This is a genomic window from Aggregatibacter sp. HMT-949 (genome assembly GCF_041734645.1).
Lineage (GTDB): Bacteria > Pseudomonadota > Gammaproteobacteria > Enterobacterales > Pasteurellaceae > Rodentibacter.
In genome coordinates this window covers 1701091-1718686 of record NZ_CP162010.1, presented here as the reverse complement: position 1 = coordinate 1718686, position 17596 = coordinate 1701091, and the positions used below count along the sequence as shown (strand labels likewise).

The 17596-nt window shown below is 45.0% G+C and carries 16 protein-coding genes and 1 riboswitch; of the genes, 8 read left to right on the top strand and 8 right to left on the bottom strand.

Going from position 1 to position 17596, the window contains the following annotated elements:
• Nucleotides 1–7 precede the first annotated feature (7 nt).
• A complete protein-coding gene (asnC, locus tag AB3F25_RS08105; RefSeq protein ID WP_373603335.1) occupies nucleotides 8–460 on the bottom strand; it encodes a transcriptional regulator AsnC in 453 nt (150 codons plus the stop codon).
• A gap of 156 nt (nucleotides 461–616) precedes the next feature.
• Here asnC and asnA point away from each other — a divergent pair, with 156 nt between their 5' ends.
• From asnA to AB3F25_RS08090, 3 genes are all read left to right on the top strand, one after another.
• Nucleotides 617–1609 carry an aspartate--ammonia ligase gene (gene asnA, locus AB3F25_RS08100; protein ID WP_373603334.1) on the top strand — a complete coding sequence of 331 codons (993 nt, stop codon included), beginning with the start codon at nucleotides 617–619 and terminating at the stop codon, nucleotides 1607–1609.
• Between the two features lie 242 nt (nucleotides 1610–1851).
• Nucleotides 1852–3366, top strand: coding sequence for a sodium-dependent transporter (locus tag AB3F25_RS08095; protein WP_373603333.1), 1515 nt, complete (start codon nucleotides 1852–1854; stop codon nucleotides 3364–3366).
• A 1-nt stretch (nucleotide 3367) separates the two neighbouring features.
• On the top strand, nucleotides 3368–3463 hold the full coding sequence (locus AB3F25_RS08090) for a methionine/alanine import family NSS transporter small subunit (protein WP_373603332.1): 96 nt from the start codon (nucleotides 3368–3370) through the stop codon (nucleotides 3461–3463).
• A gap of 132 nt (nucleotides 3464–3595) precedes the next feature.
• Here the strand turns inward: AB3F25_RS08090 and AB3F25_RS08085 are convergent, their stop codons facing one another.
• The 3 genes from AB3F25_RS08085 to AB3F25_RS08075 form a co-directional block, all read right to left on the bottom strand.
• On the bottom strand, nucleotides 3596–4648 hold the full coding sequence (locus tag AB3F25_RS08085) for an ABC transporter substrate-binding protein (protein ID WP_373603331.1): 1053 nt from the start codon (nucleotides 4646–4648) through the stop codon (nucleotides 3596–3598).
• A 91-nt stretch (nucleotides 4649–4739) separates the two neighbouring features.
• Nucleotides 4740–4841: riboswitch (TPP riboswitch) on the bottom strand.
• 297 nt (nucleotides 4842–5138) lie between these two features.
• Nucleotides 5139–5612 carry a DMT family transporter gene (locus tag AB3F25_RS08080; RefSeq protein WP_373603330.1) on the bottom strand — a complete coding sequence of 158 codons (474 nt, stop codon included), beginning with the start codon at nucleotides 5610–5612 and terminating at the stop codon, nucleotides 5139–5141.
• 169 nt (nucleotides 5613–5781) lie between these two features.
• Nucleotides 5782–6393, bottom strand: a complete 612-nt coding sequence (locus tag AB3F25_RS08075) for a cation transporter (RefSeq protein ID WP_373603329.1) — start codon at nucleotides 6391–6393, stop codon at nucleotides 5782–5784.
• Nucleotides 6394–6458: 65 nt separating this feature from the next.
• Here AB3F25_RS08075 and AB3F25_RS08070 point away from each other — a divergent pair, with 65 nt between their 5' ends.
• Nucleotides 6459–6869, top strand: a complete 411-nt coding sequence (locus AB3F25_RS08070; protein WP_373603328.1) for a MerR family transcriptional regulator — start codon at nucleotides 6459–6461, stop codon at nucleotides 6867–6869.
• A 158-nt stretch (nucleotides 6870–7027) separates the two neighbouring features.
• Here the strand turns inward: AB3F25_RS08070 and AB3F25_RS08065 are convergent, their stop codons facing one another.
• Entirely contained in the window at nucleotides 7028–7126 is a 99-nt protein-coding gene (locus AB3F25_RS08065) for a hypothetical protein (protein ID WP_373604354.1), read from the bottom strand.
• 245 nt (nucleotides 7127–7371) lie between these two features.
• On the opposite strand from AB3F25_RS08065, the gene AB3F25_RS08060 reads away from it, so the two are divergent.
• Nucleotides 7372–9867, top strand: coding sequence for a class I adenylate cyclase (locus AB3F25_RS08060; protein ID WP_373603327.1), 2496 nt, complete (start codon nucleotides 7372–7374; stop codon nucleotides 9865–9867).
• Nucleotides 9868–9994: 127 nt separating this feature from the next.
• Nucleotides 9995–10624, top strand: coding sequence for a LuxR C-terminal-related transcriptional regulator (locus tag AB3F25_RS08055; RefSeq protein WP_373603326.1), 630 nt, complete (start codon nucleotides 9995–9997; stop codon nucleotides 10622–10624).
• A 151-nt stretch (nucleotides 10625–10775) separates the two neighbouring features.
• Here the strand turns inward: AB3F25_RS08055 and AB3F25_RS08050 are convergent, their stop codons facing one another.
• Both AB3F25_RS08050 and envC read right to left on the bottom strand, forming a co-directional pair.
• Nucleotides 10776–11618 carry a divergent polysaccharide deacetylase family protein gene (locus tag AB3F25_RS08050; RefSeq protein WP_373603325.1) on the bottom strand — a complete coding sequence of 281 codons (843 nt, stop codon included), beginning with the start codon at nucleotides 11616–11618 and terminating at the stop codon, nucleotides 10776–10778.
• Nucleotides 11618–12847: a murein hydrolase activator EnvC gene (gene envC, locus AB3F25_RS08045; RefSeq protein ID WP_373603324.1), complete on the bottom strand. Its 1230-nt coding sequence runs from the start codon at nucleotides 12845–12847 to the stop codon at nucleotides 11618–11620. Before envC ends, AB3F25_RS08050 begins: the two co-directional genes overlap by 1 nt.
• A gap of 173 nt (nucleotides 12848–13020) precedes the next feature.
• On the opposite strand from envC, the gene AB3F25_RS08040 reads away from it, so the two are divergent.
• Entirely contained in the window at nucleotides 13021–13704 is a 684-nt protein-coding gene (locus tag AB3F25_RS08040) for a 2,3-diphosphoglycerate-dependent phosphoglycerate mutase (RefSeq protein WP_373603323.1), read from the top strand.
• Between the two features lie 155 nt (nucleotides 13705–13859).
• Here the strand turns inward: AB3F25_RS08040 and gss are convergent, their stop codons facing one another.
• Nucleotides 13860–15746 carry a bifunctional glutathionylspermidine amidase/synthase gene (gene gss / locus AB3F25_RS08035; RefSeq protein WP_373604353.1) on the bottom strand — a complete coding sequence of 629 codons (1887 nt, stop codon included), beginning with the start codon at nucleotides 15744–15746 and terminating at the stop codon, nucleotides 13860–13862.
• Nucleotides 15747–16178: 432 nt separating this feature from the next.
• On the opposite strand from gss, the gene pssA reads away from it, so the two are divergent.
• The gene (gene pssA / locus AB3F25_RS08030; RefSeq protein WP_373603322.1) at nucleotides 16179–17546 is read left to right on the top strand and encodes a CDP-diacylglycerol--serine O-phosphatidyltransferase; all 1368 of its coding nucleotides are present in this window, start codon (nucleotides 16179–16181) and stop codon (nucleotides 17544–17546) included.
• Nucleotides 17547–17596: the final 50 nt, after the last annotated feature.

The following is a 17596-nucleotide window of genomic DNA, read 5'->3' as shown; positions in this document are numbered from 1 at the left end:
TCGGCAATCATGGCTTTATGTCCCGCAAAATCGGATTTTGCATTGAAATTAATGTTTCGGTGGACTGAATCTCATCAATTAGTTGAATTTTGGTTGCTAGCACGGAGTGCAATTCCGCAATGGTATGCGTCATTACTTTAATGAAAATCGAATAGTTTCCCGTGGTATAGTAAGCCTCAACCACTTCATCAAAAGTCTCCAATTGTTTAATTACTTTCTCATAATCTTTCGCGCTTTTCAAAATAATACCGATGAAACAGCACACATCGTAGCCGAGTTTACGTTCGTCAATGATCACTTTGGTGCCTTCAATAATGCCGGACTGACGCATTTTTTCTACACGCACGTGAATAGTGCCGGGACTGACGCCGAAGTTTTTTGCCATTTCGGCATAGGGAGTGCGGGCGTCTTTGGTGAGAACGCGGAGGATTTGTTGATCCAAATTGTCAATATTGTGCATGAAATAACTCCTTTTAAAGATTATCTAATTTTTTACCATCTATTTAAATAATATTCAATATTAATCAACAGGTAAATAAAATACTTGAGCTATATGTTTATTTTGTTAAATAATGCCTAATGAAATTTACTTCTTTTTAAAAAATAGGCGGAAAATATGAAAAAAACATTTATTTTGCAACAACAAGAAATCAGTTTTGTGAAGAACACTTTCACCCAAAACTTAATTGAACAACTTGGTATTATCGAAGTGCAAGGCCCAATTTTGAGTCAGGTGGGCAATGGGATGCAAGACAATCTGTCAGGTGTCGAGAAAGCGGTTCAAGTTAACGTAAAACAAATCCCCAATGCGGTGTTCGAAGTGGTTCACTCTTTAGCGAAATGGAAACGACATACTCTCGCCCGTTTTCATTTTAAAGAAGGCGAAGGCTTATTTGTGCATATGAAAGCGTTGCGCCCTGACGAAGATTCATTGGATCAGACGCATTCCGTCTATGTGGATCAATGGGACTGGGAAAAAGTGATTCCGGAAGGTCGCCGTAATTTCGCCTATTTAAAAGAAACCGTAAATTCTATTTATCGTGCGATGCGTTTGACCGAATTAGCGGTGGAAGCACGTTTCGATATTCCGGCGATTTTGCCGAAACATATCACGTTTGTGCACAGTGAAGATTTAGTAAAACGTTATCCGAATTTAACCAGCAAAGAACGTGAAAATGCCATTTGTAAAGAATATGGCGCCGTGTTCTTGATCGGTATCGGCGGTAAATTATCCGACGGTAAACCGCACGACGGTCGTGCACCGGATTATGATGACTGGACGACGGAATCAGAAAACGGCTATAAAGGTTTGAACGGCGATATTTTGGTGTGGAATCCGGATTTAGAGAAAGCCTTCGAGCTTTCCTCTATGGGCATCCGCGTGGATGAATCTGCCCTTCGTTTGCAAGTCGGTTTAACCGGAGATGAGGAACGTTTAAAAATGGATTGGCACCAAGAATTACTGGCCGGCAAATTGCCGTTAACTATCGGCGGCGGTATTGGTCAATCCCGTATGGCGATGTTCTTACTTCGTAAAAAACATATCGGTGAAGTACAATCCAGCGTTTGGCCGAAAGAAATGCTGGAACAATATCAGCATATTCTTTAATTTCTTCAAGCATAGCATAGCAAAGTGCTGTAATACGCCGTGCATTGCTTGGCTCCAATGCGGTGCTGTTGGAGTACTTCATAGTCGCAGTGGCGACGGATCCGAACTAACGTTATTCGGTAAACCCAAGCGGAATGGGCAAGCCGAATAACGTTTTAGCTTTGAAATATCGTCAATTTTATTGACTCGCTTTAAGATTTCATTATAGTTGAGTCCTTTTTATTTTTAACAGGAACAATTTTATGGCGCAATCCGCTCCGAAACGTGAGACCTTCTCCGGTCGTAATGCGTTTATTTTAGCCGCCATTGGCTCAGCCGTTGGGTTGGGCAATATTTGGCGTTTTCCTTACACTACCTATGAAAACGGTGGTGGTGCATTTATTATCCCTTACCTTATCGCGTTATTAACCGCGGGGATTCCACTTTTATTTTTAGATTACGCAATCGGCCATCGTCACCGCGGTGGTGCACCGCTTTCTTATCGTCGCTTCAGCCCGCATTTCGAAGTGTTTGGTTGGTGGCAAGTGATGGTCAACGTGATTATCGGCTTGTACTATGCGGTCGTATTAGGTTGGGCGGCGAGCTATACTTATTTTTCCATCAACAGCGCATGGGGCGATAAACCGATCGACTTCTTTATTGGTGAATTCTTGAAAATGGGCGATATTGCTAACGGTGTAAGCTTTGATTTTGTCGGTATGGTGACCGGCCCGTTAATCGCGGTGTGGGTAGTTGCTTTGGGCGTATTGTCTTTAGGCATCCAAAAAGGGATCGCGAAATCCTCCGCCATTTTAATGCCTGTATTGGTGATTATGTTCGTTGCTTTGGTGATTTATTCATTATTCCTACCGGGCGCAGCGAAAGGCTTAGATGCGTTATTTACCCCGGATTGGTCAAAACTTTCCAGTCCTAGCGTGTGGATTGCGGCATACGGTCAAATTTTCTTCTCGCTGTCCATTTGCTTCGGCATTATGGTGACTTACGCTTCTTATTTGAAGAAAGAATCTGACTTAACCGGTAGCGGCTTAGTAGTAGGCTTTGCAAACAGTAGTTTTGAAGTGTTAGCCGGTATCGGCGTGTTTGCCGCATTGGGCTTTATCGCAACGGCTCAAGGGCAAGAAGTGAGCGAAGTGGCAAAAGGCGGTATCGGTTTGGCTTTCTTTGCCTTCCCGACCATCATTAACAAAGCGCCTTTCGGCGAAGTGTTAGGCGTGTTGTTCTTCGGTTCTTTAACTTTTGCAGCTTTGACTTCATTCATTTCGGTGATTGAAGTGATTATTTCCGCTATTCAAGATAAGCTCCGCATTCGTCGTGCAAAAGTTACCTTCATTGTGGGCGTACCGATGATGTTGCTTTCGGTAATTTTATTCGGCACTACTACCGGCTTACCGATGCTGGATGTATTCGATAAATTCGTGAACTATTTCGGTATCGTCGCTGTGGCATTTGTGTCATTAATTGCGATTGTGGCGAACGAAAAATTAGGTTTATTGGGCGATCACTTAAACGAAACGTCTTCTTTTAAAGTCGGCTTCTTCTGGCGTTTATGTATCGTTCTTACCACCGGCATTTTGGCGTTTATGTTGTTTAGCGAAGGCGCGAAAGTGTTTGCCGAAGGTTACGAAGGCTACCCGAGTTGGTTCGTAAATATCTTTGGCTGGGGGATGGCCGTAAGCTTGCTTGTGGTGGCGTTTATTCTTTCCCGTTTAAAATGGAAAAGCGAAACCAAATTAACGTTGGAAAGCAAAGGAGAATAGAATGAGTAGCAGTGCAATAATTATGATGATTATCGCCCTCGGCGTGATTTGGGGCGGGTTTATTTACGCCTTACTGCGTTTGCCGAAAGAAAACTAAACGAAACGAGATAGGACCGCACTTCAATGCGGTCCTATTTTGTTTTTCCAATATTTCCCGAAAGCCGGCTCAATTCTGTTTGTTGCCAAAATTCTGTTGCGCCATTTGTGAGCTTTCGCTTTATATCTTATCTTAGTTATTTTCTCCTCTTACTGCCTCAACCCAACGTTCAATTAACCGTTTACTTTCTACATCGGCGCCGAAGCGGATGAAGTCAATGTCCAATAAATTGAGTTTGGTCGGATCACTGGCTTTAGGGGAGGCTTTGGCGTGAATATTGGTTGGGATTTGGTAAGAATCGGATTCCCGCCATGGGATTTCTTGCGCTTCGGTGTCGAGGACGAAATCCACAAAATGTTTAGCGTTTTCAAGATTGCGTGCGCCTTTGATGATACTGACTGCGCCCAATGTGTAGCCGACACCTTCGCAAGGCAAAATGCCTTTTACCGGTGCGCCTTTGTCTTTTTCACGTACATAGCTGTGCATAAAGGATATGTCAACAGCCACTTCACCGGTGGCTAAATTACCGGTTGCCAATCCGCTTTTGGAATATTGCGCCACATTAGTATTGAGTTTTTTCAAGTAATCAAAGGCTTTTTCTTCACCCCAAAGTTGAACCAGTGTGGTGAGTAATGAATAGCCGGTGCCGGAAACGCGCGGATCGGCGTATTGGATTAGGTTTTTGAATTCGGGCTTGAGTAAGTCGGTAAAGCATTTGGGTTCAGGAATATTCAGCTGTTTTAATTTCTCCGTGTTCACACCGATGGCGACTTCCATCAAATAAATGATTGAGGTGTAATCACCCCGTTCGTCCATTAATTTTTTAAATTGCGGCATGATGTCTTTTTGTAATGGCGAACGATAGGAGGCGAGTAAGCCTTGATCGGCAGCTTGTAAGTGAGGTTCAAAGGTACCGCCAAACCAGACGTCTGCCTGCGGGTTGTCTTTTTCCGCTTTGATTTTGCCAAGCACAGCGCCGGTGCTGTTGCGTACGAATTTCGCATCGACCTTATATTTTTCGGCAAAACGTTGGGTGACTTTTTCACACGTGACATTTTGCACGCTGCAATAAATGGTCAGTTTGCCTTCCGCCTGGGCACCTTGTGTATAAAAAAGCATTGGGAGCAGGCAAAATGCGGCCGTTTTTAATGATGTTTTTGAGCGATTTTTAGAAAGCTTGGACATTGATTTAATCCTTAGTGAGATCAGATTGAAAAACAATACCGGCTAACAGCTAAACGGGGGAAAATGGCTTGAAATAAGCCCTGGAAAAGCAGAGTGAAGTGCATTAGTTTCCTACGTCAGTGCTAACTGTATCAGGTTCACGGGTATTTCTCAGCCCGATTGTTTGCGCAACCGAGCACCCCGACTAACGGGCGTTACTATAGGCGTTTGTTACGGATTTGTAAACGGATAAGACGAGTTTGAGAGACATTTTGATGCATCTAAGAGCAGCCAAAAGATAAAGGAAATTGGATCCTCCGCAGAGCACCGCATTGAAGCCTTATTTTACGCACAGGTTTCTTTCCAATGACATAAGCGACAATGCTTTTCAGCAAAGAGGGCATAATTTCTATGCCGCATCGTCAGTTGAATTGGAAAGCGCAATCTCAAACGGGAAATATTCCGATTGTATTGGTGTCTAGGCGGCTTCTGTTTTGGCAAATCGATCGCTTTAACTTTTCAGCAATGCGATGACTTTATCGCCGAAGAAATAGAATATCAGGCCGAAGGCGACAATCATCAAACCGATAAGTTTAACAAGGTTTATTTCACGCACCGGCATACCGATTAAGCCAAAGTGATCGATCGTGGCGGCGGAAAGCAGTTGACCGATAATAATAAAAAATAGCATGGCGGTAATGCCGAGTTTGGGCGCTAATAAAACGGTGCTGAATACCACGCCTGCACCGAGCACGCCGCCCAACAATTTCCACCAAGGCTGCTGCGGAATTTCACTCAATCCGGCCCATAAATCCGTTTTAAACAGCGCGATAATAAATAACAAAATGGTGCCGACGGCAAAAGAAATGAAGGTCGCGACGAGCGGTTCGCCGCCCACCGCTTTAGCCAATTGGGTATTAATAGCAGATTGCGACGCCAATGCGGTGCCCGCCGCCAAAGCAAGCAGAAGATAAACAAAAAACATTAAGCCTCCGAAAAAGGCGGCATTATAGTGTTTTTCCGCCCGACGTCCAATGACAAAAAACCTTGAAAGATTACACTGAGCGTCGTTTTAACAGGGAACGGTGACCATCACCAACAGCACCGCATTGAAACAGACACCAATGCGGTGCTGTTGGCGACAAACGCAGTTTTTAGTTCACTTTCAATTCACTTTGGGCTTGATGGATTACTGCTACGGCCCCACTTATGTTTAATCCACCCATCACGGTTGCCACGAGTAAATCGGGTAAGTTGGATTGGGTAAAATACACTGCACCTGCCGCAGCAATAACCAGTAAATTACCAATCGCATCGTTACGCGAACAAATCCATACGCCGCGCATATTACTATCACCTTCGCGGTATTTGTAAAGTAATAAGGCGGAAATGACGTTTGCGACCAAGGCAAGTATGCCGATTAAGCTCATTTTATGATAACTTGGCAAACTGCCTAGCCACCATAAATACGCACTTGAGCCTAGCACCCATACACCGAAAATTGCCATCGTGTAGCCTTTGAGTAAAGACGCTTTTGCACGTACTGATAACGCCATTGAAAGCACAAACAAGCTAATTCCATAATTGCTAGCGTCGCCTAGAAAATCCAACGAATCCGCCAATAACGAGGCAGAGTCGGCGTTTACGCCACTGATGATTTCTACCAAAAACATTCCAAAGTTAATGGCAAATACTGTCCATAAAATATAGCGATAATATTGTGAAACAGCTGTTTCACAATGATGAGAAGAACAACAATCTTTCATTTTTTCTCCTTATTCATTAAGATGAATGCACTTTAAACCCTGTACTAACAACAAGGTCAAAGAAAATGAAAAATTATTTACAAATTAAAAACCTTTGCGAACAAACCCACTCCACACCGGAAACCATACGGTTTTATGAAAAAATTGGTTTACTTCCTGCTCCCATTCGAGCGGCAAACGGCTATCGTCTTTATACGCAAGATACCGTTGTTTTACTTAATTTTATTAAAGCTTGCCGTGAACTTGGTTTCAGTGTGGAAGAAACCGCTCGTTTTACTGAGCTTTATCAACAACAAAAAGGCGAATGCGTCCCTGTTAATATGTTGGTGCAAAAGCATTATCAAGATATACAAGAAAAAATTGCTAAATTGCAAGAAATTGAACGTTTTCTCTTCCCTTTAATGCAATGTGAAAAAAATGATGTTACCGAATGCGAAGCCTTAAAAGGCATTTCAACACGCGCAGAACAACATTAAAAAATCGCTTTATTTTGTGCTTAACATAGGATTTATTTTTTTCCAAAGTTATCAATACAAACCACTTTTTATTCAACTATTTGTTATGGATTATTGTCGAGTTTTTATAAAAAAGTGATTTTTACTACCTTGTTTGGAATTCTCGGTGATGAGCTACGTTAACACCGAGAGCGAACGGATAAAGTCAGAACTAAACAGAAAAAAAGCGTGATTTGCATAGCATTCAATGCGGTGCTGTTGGCGAACTTGGTGGAAATCAGCAGTGCTAAGGGGCACAACATCATCGGCGTGCAGAAAGTGGCGAATACCTAACCGAAAGTGCTGGATTTGGTCGACAGGCTCGCGCGGAAATCGGCGCAAAAGAAATCAGCGTAATAAAATCAATTGTTCAAAATAGGGCGCAGGATATCGCAAATTGCGCACGGATTGGGCGTCGTGCTTTGCTTTTGCGCCCGCAAGTGGTAGAGTAACGCCAATTTTTTCCATCCGATAAGGATGTCGCTTGAAACACGATCTTAATCGAGCGAGAAAATGTGTGGAAATGTTAGATCGACGCCGTTTGGAACGCGCGTTGCTCGGTTCCGGTGACGGTTTCCAACAGGTTTTGTTTTTGCTCCCGCTACTTTTTCAATTAAATCATCCAAGTTTGCCCGGTTATGTGGTGAAAGCGCCTTGCGGCGTCGCACATTTTTCATTGTCGGATTATCAACAACGTTTTCTTAAGGGCGAATATCCCGCTCATTACGATGCTTTCAAACGGCAATTTTATACGGCCAAACCGCCGATTTTAGGTTTGTACGTAATGGGCAGTTTCGGCTCGATTAGCCAAACCAGCAGTTCGGATATGGACACTTGGATTTGTTGTCGTGAAGACTTAAACGATACACAGCGCGATTTATTAACGCAAAAAGCACGCCAAATCGAAGAATGGGCGCTGCAATTCGATGTGGAAATTCATTTTTATTTAGTCGATCAACAACGTTTTCGCAATGATCGTTACGCTGACCCGATCACGAACGAAAATAGCGGTTCAGCGCAATATATGTTGTTGTTGGACGAGTTTTATCGCTCTGCCGTTCGTCTTGCAGGCAACCCGCTATTGTGGCTGCATTTTTGGGTGGAAAAGGAAACGGATTACGAAAGCGAAGTGCAAAAAGCCCTCGAAAACGGCGAAATCAACCCGCAGGATTGGGTGGATTTCGGTGGATTAGGGCAGTTTTCAGCCAATGAATATTTTGGTGCCAGTCTTTGGCAGCTTTATAAAGGAATTGATTCGCCTTATAAATCGGTGCTGAAAATTTTACTGTTGGAAGCCTATTCCAAAGAATATCCGAATACTCGTTTGATTGCTTGCCAATTCAAAGAAGATCTGTTTGCCGGCAACACCACGCCGTCTCATCATTTTGATCCGTATATCGCTATGCTTGCCAAAGTGACGGATTATTTAACCGAACTTGCCGAATTTAAACGATTGGATTTTGTGCGCTGTTGTTTTTATGTAAAAGCCACCGAAGATTTGGCACTATGCCAAATTCATAACTGGCGCACCAATTATTTGCAAATTTTGGCGCAAGAATGGGGTTGGAGTGACGATACCATTCGCGAACTCAATCGTCGTCCATTTTGGAAAATTAAACGAGTGAAGGAAAGTCATGAGAATTTGGTGAAATTCCTGATGCTGAGTTATCACAATTTGGTCAATTTTGCGCGTAAACACAAAATTCATTCCCGTGTAGCACCGCAAGATATTAACATTCTTACGCGTAAACTTTACACCGCATTTGAAGCGTTGCCCGGCAAAGTGATTTTGCTTAATACGCAAATTTCTCGCGATTTGTCGGAACGCCACATCAGTTTCTTAGAAGTACGTGGCAACAAACATTTTAAAGACGGTTGGTATCTGATTAATCAACCGCCGAGCGCGATGATGTTCTCGGAAAATCGTGTCATCGAATACAGCGAGAGCTTGAATAAATTGGTAGCTTGGGCGTATTTCAACCGCTTACTTACCGCCGAAACCGAGCTGTATTTATTCAGTCAAACCGTCAGTATCGAAACCTTACGTAATTTTGTGGCGGATCTGCGCTTATCTTTTTCGCGCGCCATTACCGCAGCCGACAGCGGTGCCCTGGCGACACCTTGTGAAATTCGCAATATCGTCATTGCGGTGAATTTAACGGTAGATCCCACCGCCCATTTAACTGAATTGAAAGCCCAGCTTTCCGCCAGTGATTTGTTTAGTTTCGGTCCGCTCGAACAAAATTTAGTCGGTAGCATTGATTTCACTTATCGCAATATATGGAACGAAATTCGCACCCTGCATTTTGAGGGGCCGCATGCGATTTTGATGGCCTTAAAAGTGCTTTCCAATAAAATTTATCGTGGTGCTGGCAGTCCGCGTTCCGTACAGGTTTTTTGTTATAGCCAACATTATCGGCGCGCTTTACGTAGCCTAGTGAGTGCTTTGGTTAATCGTTGCATCAGTATTCAATTGGGTGACAGCCAAGCGTGCCATACACCGCGTTTACGCGTGGCCGGTAAAAACTGGCAATTCTTTTTCGAAGATCGCGGCATCAGTTTGCAAGAAGTGGATAGTGACGCGCAAAATGCAGCAGATTTTGATGACGTGCTGCAAAGTCCGGTGGAAGAAAAAGACGAGCTTCCCGCACCGGATCGTCGATATCCGCCGGAAATTGATCACTTCGCTAGCGAAGGTTTCTTACAATTTTTCTTTGAAGATAACAAAGACGACAGCTTCAATGTCTATCTGTTAAACGAAGCTAATCACTTGGAAATTTATCGCCATTGCGACGGTTCGAAAGACCAGAAAGTACGCGAAATTAACCGACTTTATCAGGCCTCGTGCTTGGAAGGCGGCGAGAATCCGTATCACATCGAGTCGCGCAATTTCAATTATCCGCAGTTTTACCAAATTCAACGTTGTCCGCAAGGTCGCGTGCAGATTTTACCGTTTAAATATCAACGCAAAGCCGTTTAATCCGAGTTTTCTCATCGGGAATTAATGTGCTAAATCAACTTTCATCATTTTTTACATTGGAAGATCGTTAAAATCTCGTTAAAATAACGCGATTTTTTCGTCAAATCTTCGCCTAGGGGGGGGGAATATGCAAGAAACATTGAAAGTCTTATTGATAGACGATCACCCGCTAATGCGTCGCGGCATTAAGCAGCTTGTGGAATTGGACGATAACTTTGAAGTGATTGCCGACGTTGGCGGCGGTGCGGAAGGGATTTCCGTTGCATTGCAAACATCACCGGATTTGATCATTTTAGATCTGAACATGAAAGGACTTTCGGGGTTAGATACATTAAAAGGCTTACGGGCCGAAGGGGTGGACGCGCGCATTGTGATTCTCACCGTATCCGATGCGAAAAATGATATTTTCGCCTTGATGGATGCCGGTGCAGACGGTTATTTACTCAAAGACACCGAGCCGGATACCTTGCTCGAACAACTTAAAGCCATTGCGCAAGGCGAAGTGATTTTAAGCGATTCGATTAAAAATTTGCTGCTTGAACGCGAACATTGCCAAGATCCGATGGATTCTTTAACGGAGCGCGAAATGGACGTATTACGTTTAATCGCCACCGGGTTATCGAACAAACAAATTGCCGGACAATTATTTATTTCGGAAGAAACCGTAAAAGTGCACATTCGCAATTTATTGCGCAAACTTAACGTCCATTCCCGCGTCGCGGCTACGGTGTTATATTTCGAATATAACGGCCGTTAATGCGGTTCAAAATAAAAATGTACGGTCGGAAATTCGTGAGTTTTCCGACCGTATCTTTTTGTCTTTAAAAAATGCTGAAGGCGAAGATCGATTTGAGCACCGCATTGAACCCTTGTCCCGCAAGGCTTCAATGCGGTGCTATCGGGCAACCTCAACGCGGTACGCCACGCAGCAATGGCACCGGTTCAAAGGGGGTGACCGAGGTTGGCGCCGGAATATCGTTGAAAATCAAGATAAAGGGTTTGCTCGGCACGAAAGCTTCGTCGCGCCATAAACTGCCTATTCCGACTAACTGTATATCCGCCGGTAAATTAGCTAAACCTTGTTGCAGCACCGCAACGGTATTCGGCCGTGGATGGCCGATCACGATGGCCGTGCCACGCTTGCGTGCGTATTGAAGGGCGGCTTGGAATTGATGTTGTACATCAGCCGGTTCATTACTGTCGTCTAAAAAAATATGACGTTCGAGCACGCGTACGCCTTGTTCGCGTCCGATTCTGCCCGCTACGGATTTGCCGCTGGTGCGACTATCGAGGAAAAATAAATGCTGCGCGCGCAACGCGTTCATTAAATGACTCATCAATAGGTTGTCTGCTGTGGCGGCGCTCCCCATATGATTATTCATTCCAATGGCGTGCGGCACGATATTTCTCGCCGTTTGTATACGATTCGTCACCTGTTCTGCCGACATACCCAAATGCAAGCCGCCGGATTCAATTTTTATTGAACTCACGGGTTGCATCGGCATATGAATCAAAATATCGCGCCCTTGCGCAAAGGCTTCGCGGTCGCGTGCCGCAGCGTAAGGCGCGGCGGGAATAATGGCGACGGAAATCTCGCGCGGCATTGCCAAAATTGCCACATCTTGTTTTGGATGATACCCCACATCGTCAATTACGATGGCGAGTTTATGTTGCGCGAAAGTTAATGAGGAATAAAGCGCGGCGGAAAAAACAAGCAGATTTTTGCGCGCGTTTTTCAGTAAGCCGAACATTATTTAATCCACCCCGCCGGGTTCACCGGCACGCCCTTGCGGCTGATGCCGAAATAAAGCGCCGGACGCGAAACTTCGCCGCTATCACCCACTTGCGCGATGGTTTGCCCGGCGGAGACCAGTTGCCCTGCTTGCACAAATACCGCTTGATTAAAACCGTACAGACTCAAATCGCTGTCGCCATGTTTAACGATCACCATATAGTCATACCCATTTAATTGCCCGGCTAAAATTACCCGCCCGCCGGTGATGGCGCGTACCGGTGTACCCCGCGGTGCCGCGATTACCATGCCTTTCCAACGCGCTTCGCCCGCTTGTGTGGAGCCAAACGAATACAGCGTGGAACCGCTTACCGGTTTTTGATATTGCCGCGCTGCCGCGCCTAAGCCGTTAGCGCTGTTAATCAAGCGACGTTCTTGTTCTGTCGGTTGATAAGGTTTGGCGGTGCGTTTTTCTTCCGCTTGTTTGCGCTGTGCCAAGGCCTCACGTTCTTGTTGTTCTTGCGCTCGCACCGTTTGTTCTGCCCGCTGAATCTCTTGTCGCAAGGCGGCTTCGTTAGCGCGCAAAGTGGTTAGTTTATTTTGATCTTTATCGATATTTTTATTGATTTCGTTTAACGTTGATTGACGCTCGCGCTGCGCTTTTTCTAATTCCTGTTGCTGTTTTTTTTGCGTTGAAAGCTGCGCTTTATGACTTTGTTGACGGCTTAAAATCTCTTCTTTTTGTTTGGCGATTTGCGCTTGCGTAGCGTTAATATTTTCAATCGTCTCAATGCGTACGCGGTTTAAATGTTCATAATACACTTTCATTCGCGCCGCTTTTTGAGCATCCTCGGAAAACATTCGTTGCAACACGGAAGGATTCAAACCGGAACGATAAATCGCATCCATTTGTCTTGCTAGCTTGGCTTTTTGCTCGCGTTCTTTTTTCTCAAGTTGTTTGATTTGCCCGTCTGCCTCGGCGATTTGCTTGCGAATTTCTTGCAGGCTCAGTTCGGTATCGCGCAGTTCACCCGCCACAGAATTGATTTTACTTTCTTGATTTTTCAGCGTGGATTGTAATTTGGCTTGTGCGCGTTTTTGCTCGGCAAGTTTGGATTCTTGTTGCTTGATTTGTTGTTGAATTTGATTGAGATCGGCGGCCTCGCCCGTCGGCGCATAGCCTGAAATAGTGCCACACAAAAGCGCGGTCACGATAGATATTTTCCCATATAAGGCAAACCGCGACATAACCCGTCCCCATTCACAAAATTGCGCGAATCTTATCATATTTGTCAAAAGGCGAAAAAGTTTCCCACGGATTTTTGCGAAAGATCAGGAAATGCCGCCTTTTCGCTTTAACATGGTGGTTTTTTTTGCTATAAAATGCGCGTTTTTAATTTACCTACAACAAGGAGAATCCTATGGAATTAGTCTTTATTCGTCATGGTTTCAGTGAATGGAACGCAAAAAACCTATTCACCGGCTGGCGCGACGTCAATCTTACTGAACGCGGCGTGGAAGAAGCCAAGGCGGCCGGTAAAAAATTATTCGAAGCCGGCTATGAATTTGACATTGCCTTCACCTCCGTCCTCACCCGCGCCATCAAAACCTGTAACATTGTATTGGAAGAATCTCACCAATTATGGATTCCACAAGTGAAAAACTGGCGCTTGAATGAACGTCACTACGGCGCGCTACAAGGTTTGGACAAAAAAGCCACCGCTGAACAATACGGTGACGAACAAGTGCACATCTGGCGCCGTTCTTACGACATCTCCCCACCGGATTTAGACCCGGCAGATCCGAATTCCGCCCATAATGACCGTCGTTACGCCAACTTACCAAAAGACATCGTACCGAATGCTGAAAACTTAAAATTAACCTTAGAGCGCGCCCTCCCATTCTGGGAAGATCAAATTGCTCCGGCCTTACTCGCCGGCAAACGTGCATTGGTGGTCGCGCACGGCAATTCCTTACGCGCTTTGGCAAAACACATCATCGGCATTTCCGACGCGGAAATTATGGATTTTGAAATCCCGACCGGCCAACCACTTGTGTTAAAACTTGATGAAAAATTAAACTATTTAGGCCATTACTATCTTTAATCTTTCATTCGGTGAAAAAAGTGCGGTTTCCTTGTCGCACTTTGTTTACACGAACAAACGAAAACCGCAGGTGAAAACCTGCGGTTTTTTGTGGCTGCAAGGTGAGAAATGAAAGCGCTGAAGTGGCTAATCAGCACCGCATTGAGTTAGAGAATTTATTTGGTTTGAAAATCCTTTTCCGACAATACACGCAGCGGTTGCATATCGCTGTCGCCCATAATCACCCGGCTTGGGTCGGAACGTAAACAACTGCCGCCGTAATGCCCGCCAACGGTAAAAGTGCAGATTTGTAAATATTGATCTTCCACTTTCGGTAAACACCAAAGCTGTTGGTAAATGTTTTCTTGTTTGCCGAAACGTCCATCCGTGCTATTTAACACCAAATTGTCATCGCCGAATAATTTCACGTTGTCGCCGCGGCGGCCGGCAATCGGTTTTTGCGCGTAACCGTTTTTGATTAATTCCGGTGTCAGTTCGAAACTCGCTTCCAACAAATAACGATGATTCGGGAATAACGACCACAACACCGGCAAAATCGCTTTATTGCTTGGAATCGCCGTCCAAAGTGGTTCGTAAACTTGTACTTCGGGCCGCAACAAAACGTCGATTAGGCGCACTTTATCTTCCGCATAGCCGGTCCGAATCGGCGGCGCCACTTCTTGTCCTGTCGCGTCTTCGCGCAATTGCTCCAACATGGTTTCCCACGCCCAAGTTTTCCACACGCTTTGGATTTGGTGGTTTTCATCGTCCAACAAGCGACCGCGATTATCCCAATGCAGCCCTTCCGTGCCGTGAATAATTTTTGCTTGAAAGCCGCCTTGGAGTAGTGCTTGGTGCATAAACAGCGCGTGATAATCTTCTTCATCGTCGTGATCTTGCAAAATATGCACTAATTTGCTGGCGCGGCTGTGTTGCCAACAATCCGCCAAGGCATTGCGCAAACCTTCACCAGGGTTTTCTCCTAGCTTAAGTCCCGCCTGTTGTGCCCAACGATTCATTATTTCGCCGGCCTCGGCGTGGCAAGATGCGGAATCCGCATTATATTCGTACACTTTTAGTCCACGCTCGTCCAGACAAAAATCCAAACGGCCGGTGATGGTTTGATAACGACGATTCTGCCAAGACAAACGCAAGCGCGGCCAAAGTAGTTTAGGAATATTGAAATATTGCAGTAATTTATCGTCTTGCAGCACTTTGTCGGTGGCGTGTAAATACATTAAATGCAGTTCGTTGGTGGCACGAATCAGTTCATGTTGAGCGTTTTCGGAAATGGCGAAATAACGATATTGATCCGAACGGCTGACGCGATGGCCGTGCATCGCTTTCACGTAAGCGGCGTCGAACGGCTTCGATTCATCTAGCCAATGGCCTTCAAATTGACCTTTATTTTCAATATGTCCTGCTTTAATCACCAAATCTTCCGGTTTTGGCGTCGGCCGTGGCAGGCTGTATTGCGTATCCGCGGTTTGAATCATCCAGCCTAAAATTTCCGTATCGTCGAAGGTATCTTGCAACAGATAACCGTTTGAGCACCGCATTGGCAGCTCGCGCGTCCATTGTTGCCCGCTCGGCAGACGTGAGTGAATCACATTTTGCTCGGCGATGCGGATTTTATCGTCTAATACTTCGGTGATAATTGCTACGTGACCGGTATGTTTAAATTCACCACCTTCTTGCCAAATCAAAAGCGCACCGGCTTCGGGTTTGCGTTTGCTACCGTTGGCAAAAGCTTGCAACGGTAACAAGGCGTCGTTCGTCACTTGGCGCAGAAAACGCAACGAAAAAATTTCATAGGCCATGCCCACGTCGGTAAACACCATGCCGTGATTGAGATATAAATAACGGCGCGCAAATTCCACACATTGCCATTTGTAGCCCATATATTCGCGTCCTAAATAACTGCGAAAGGCGGCATCATCGGGAAACTCTGCTTCGTCGGCCGTGGTGTAATCGGAAGAATAAATGGCAACGCCACCCGGTGCGTAACCGAGCAGGCTGCCGAAAGGATCGTGAGTGGTAATATTGGTAGAACGTTCCGGCATAAAAACTCCGAGTGAAATAACAAACGGGCATAGTATAGATCTTTTGCTTTGCGCCCCCAAATGTTTTGCGCGTTCAATCGGTAGCGCATCGATGTCCGCCGCCGCGAGCTCGTCGTAGAGCACCGCATTGAAGCCCCGCCATAACGAAAAGGTTTTCTGCCGTCTTATGTTCAACGCGTGGTTGATTTGGCGACCTTTCAGCGCGCATTGGGACGCTTCGGTAGGGCTTTCAATGCGGTGCTCATTTGAAGGTTCGAAGGAATGTTGCGGACTGCGTTGTGGAAAAGATTTGCCGGACAAGAATTAGTCGAAAACGGCGAAAATTCATTCGGCATTGTGACGAAAAAAAAGCTTTTTTCTGTCAATCTGCCGGGGAAATATTGTAAACTAGCCCATTCTTAAAATGGCTGATAGAAATTGCAGAGATAAATTATGTTAATCAATAAATTCAAACGTGCCGAGCAAAACATCCGAAACTTGCCTTTTTTGCCGTTAGAAAAAACGCAAGTGGAATTTTTGTTCAGCCCGGCCGAATTTAAAACGCAGATTATTGAATTGATTCGAAATGCCAAAAAACGCATTTATATCACCGCACTTTACTGGCAAAAAGACGATGCGGGGCAAGAAATTTTGGACGAAATCTATCGGGCGAAGCAACGACACCCGGATTTGGATGTAAAAATTTTAGTGGATTGGCATCGTGCCCAGCGCAATTTATTGGGCGCTGAAAAATCGGCCACTAATGCCGATTGGTATTGCGAGCAACGTCAAACCTACCAACTGCCTGACGATCCGAATATGTTTTTCGGTGTGCCGATTAATACGCGCGAAGTGTTCGGCGTGTTGCATGTCAAAGGTTTCGTGTTTGACGACAGCGTGCTGTATAGCGGCGCCAGCATTAATAATGTGTATTTGCAACAACAGGACAAATATCGTTACGACCGCTACCAAAAAATTACCAATGCGGTGCTGGCGGATGCGATGGTGAATTTTATCAACGACTATTTATTGGATTTCAATGCGGTGTTCCCGCTTGATGTTGGTAATCGCCCGCGGACTAAGGAAATTCGTGCGGCGATTCGTGCGTATCGTAAAAATCTGGCCAACCACGCCGAATACAATTTGCCAAATGCGGGCGAATGTTCCGACGTTTTAAGTGTTTCGCCGTTATTTGGTTTGGGCGCATCGGGCAACGAACTCAATCAAGTAATCAAAAAATTGTTCCTGAAAACGCAACAAAATTTGATTATTTGCACGCCGTATTTTAATTTTCCGCGCACCTTGCAACAAAAAATCGCGGCGTTGTTGGAGCAGGGCAAGCAAGTGGAAATTATCGTGGGTGACAAGGTGGCGAATGATTTTTACATTCCGCCGACACAGCCCTTCAAAATGGCGGGCGCTTTGCCTTATTTATACGAAAGTAATTTGCGTCGTTTTTGCGAAAAATTTGAAGGCGAAATCGAACGCGGTCAGCTTTGCGTTCGCTTATGGAAAGACGGCGACAATACCTATCATTTAAAAGGCGTGTGGGTGGATAATGATTATATTTTACTCACCGGTAATAATTTGAATCCGCGCGCTTGGCGTTTGGATGCGGAAAACGGTTTGTTGATTCGTGATCCGCAGCACGAATTACGGCCGCAAGTTGCCAAAGAATTGCAACATATTCGCCAACATACCACCGTGTTAAAGCATTATTCCGAGCTTGAAGAGCTTTCTCAGTATCCGGAACCGGTGCAAAAATTACTGAAAAAATTCGCCCGCATTCAAGCGGATAAGTTAGTGAAAATGATTTTATAGCAGTAAGGGGAAATGTCGCGTTTCCCCTTAAAATTTCCTTAAGTGTAAAA

What these genes read in the sequence shown, in the direction of transcription:
- asnC (WP_373603335.1), bottom strand. Translation starts at nt 460, where the DNA reads ATGCACAATATTGACAATTTGGATCAACAAATCCTCCGCGTTCTCACC.
- asnA (WP_373603334.1), top strand. Translation starts at nt 617, where the DNA reads ATGAAAAAAACATTTATTTTGCAACAACAAGAAATCAGTTTTGTGAAG.
- AB3F25_RS08095 (WP_373603333.1), top strand. Translation starts at nt 1,852, where the DNA reads ATGGCGCAATCCGCTCCGAAACGTGAGACCTTCTCCGGTCGTAATGCG.
- AB3F25_RS08090 (WP_373603332.1), top strand. Translation starts at nt 3,368, where the DNA reads ATGAGTAGCAGTGCAATAATTATGATGATTATCGCCCTCGGCGTGATT.
- AB3F25_RS08085 (WP_373603331.1), bottom strand. Translation starts at nt 4,648, where the DNA reads ATGTCCAAGCTTTCTAAAAATCGCTCAAAAACATCATTAAAAACGGCC.
- AB3F25_RS08080 (WP_373603330.1), bottom strand. Translation starts at nt 5,612, where the DNA reads ATGTTTTTTGTTTATCTTCTGCTTGCTTTGGCGGCGGGCACCGCATTG.
- AB3F25_RS08075 (WP_373603329.1), bottom strand. Translation starts at nt 6,393, where the DNA reads ATGAAAGATTGTTGTTCTTCTCATCATTGTGAAACAGCTGTTTCACAA.
- AB3F25_RS08070 (WP_373603328.1), top strand. Translation starts at nt 6,459, where the DNA reads ATGAAAAATTATTTACAAATTAAAAACCTTTGCGAACAAACCCACTCC.
- AB3F25_RS08055 (WP_373603326.1), top strand. Translation starts at nt 9,995, where the DNA reads ATGCAAGAAACATTGAAAGTCTTATTGATAGACGATCACCCGCTAATG.
- AB3F25_RS08050 (WP_373603325.1), bottom strand. Translation starts at nt 11,618, where the DNA reads ATGTTCGGCTTACTGAAAAACGCGCGCAAAAATCTGCTTGTTTTTTCC.
- envC (WP_373603324.1), bottom strand. Translation starts at nt 12,847, where the DNA reads ATGTCGCGGTTTGCCTTATATGGGAAAATATCTATCGTGACCGCGCTT.
- AB3F25_RS08040 (WP_373603323.1), top strand. Translation starts at nt 13,021, where the DNA reads ATGGAATTAGTCTTTATTCGTCATGGTTTCAGTGAATGGAACGCAAAA.
- gss (WP_373604353.1), bottom strand. Translation starts at nt 15,746, where the DNA reads ATGCCGGAACGTTCTACCAATATTACCACTCACGATCCTTTCGGCAGC.
- pssA (WP_373603322.1), top strand. Translation starts at nt 16,179, where the DNA reads ATGTTAATCAATAAATTCAAACGTGCCGAGCAAAACATCCGAAACTTG.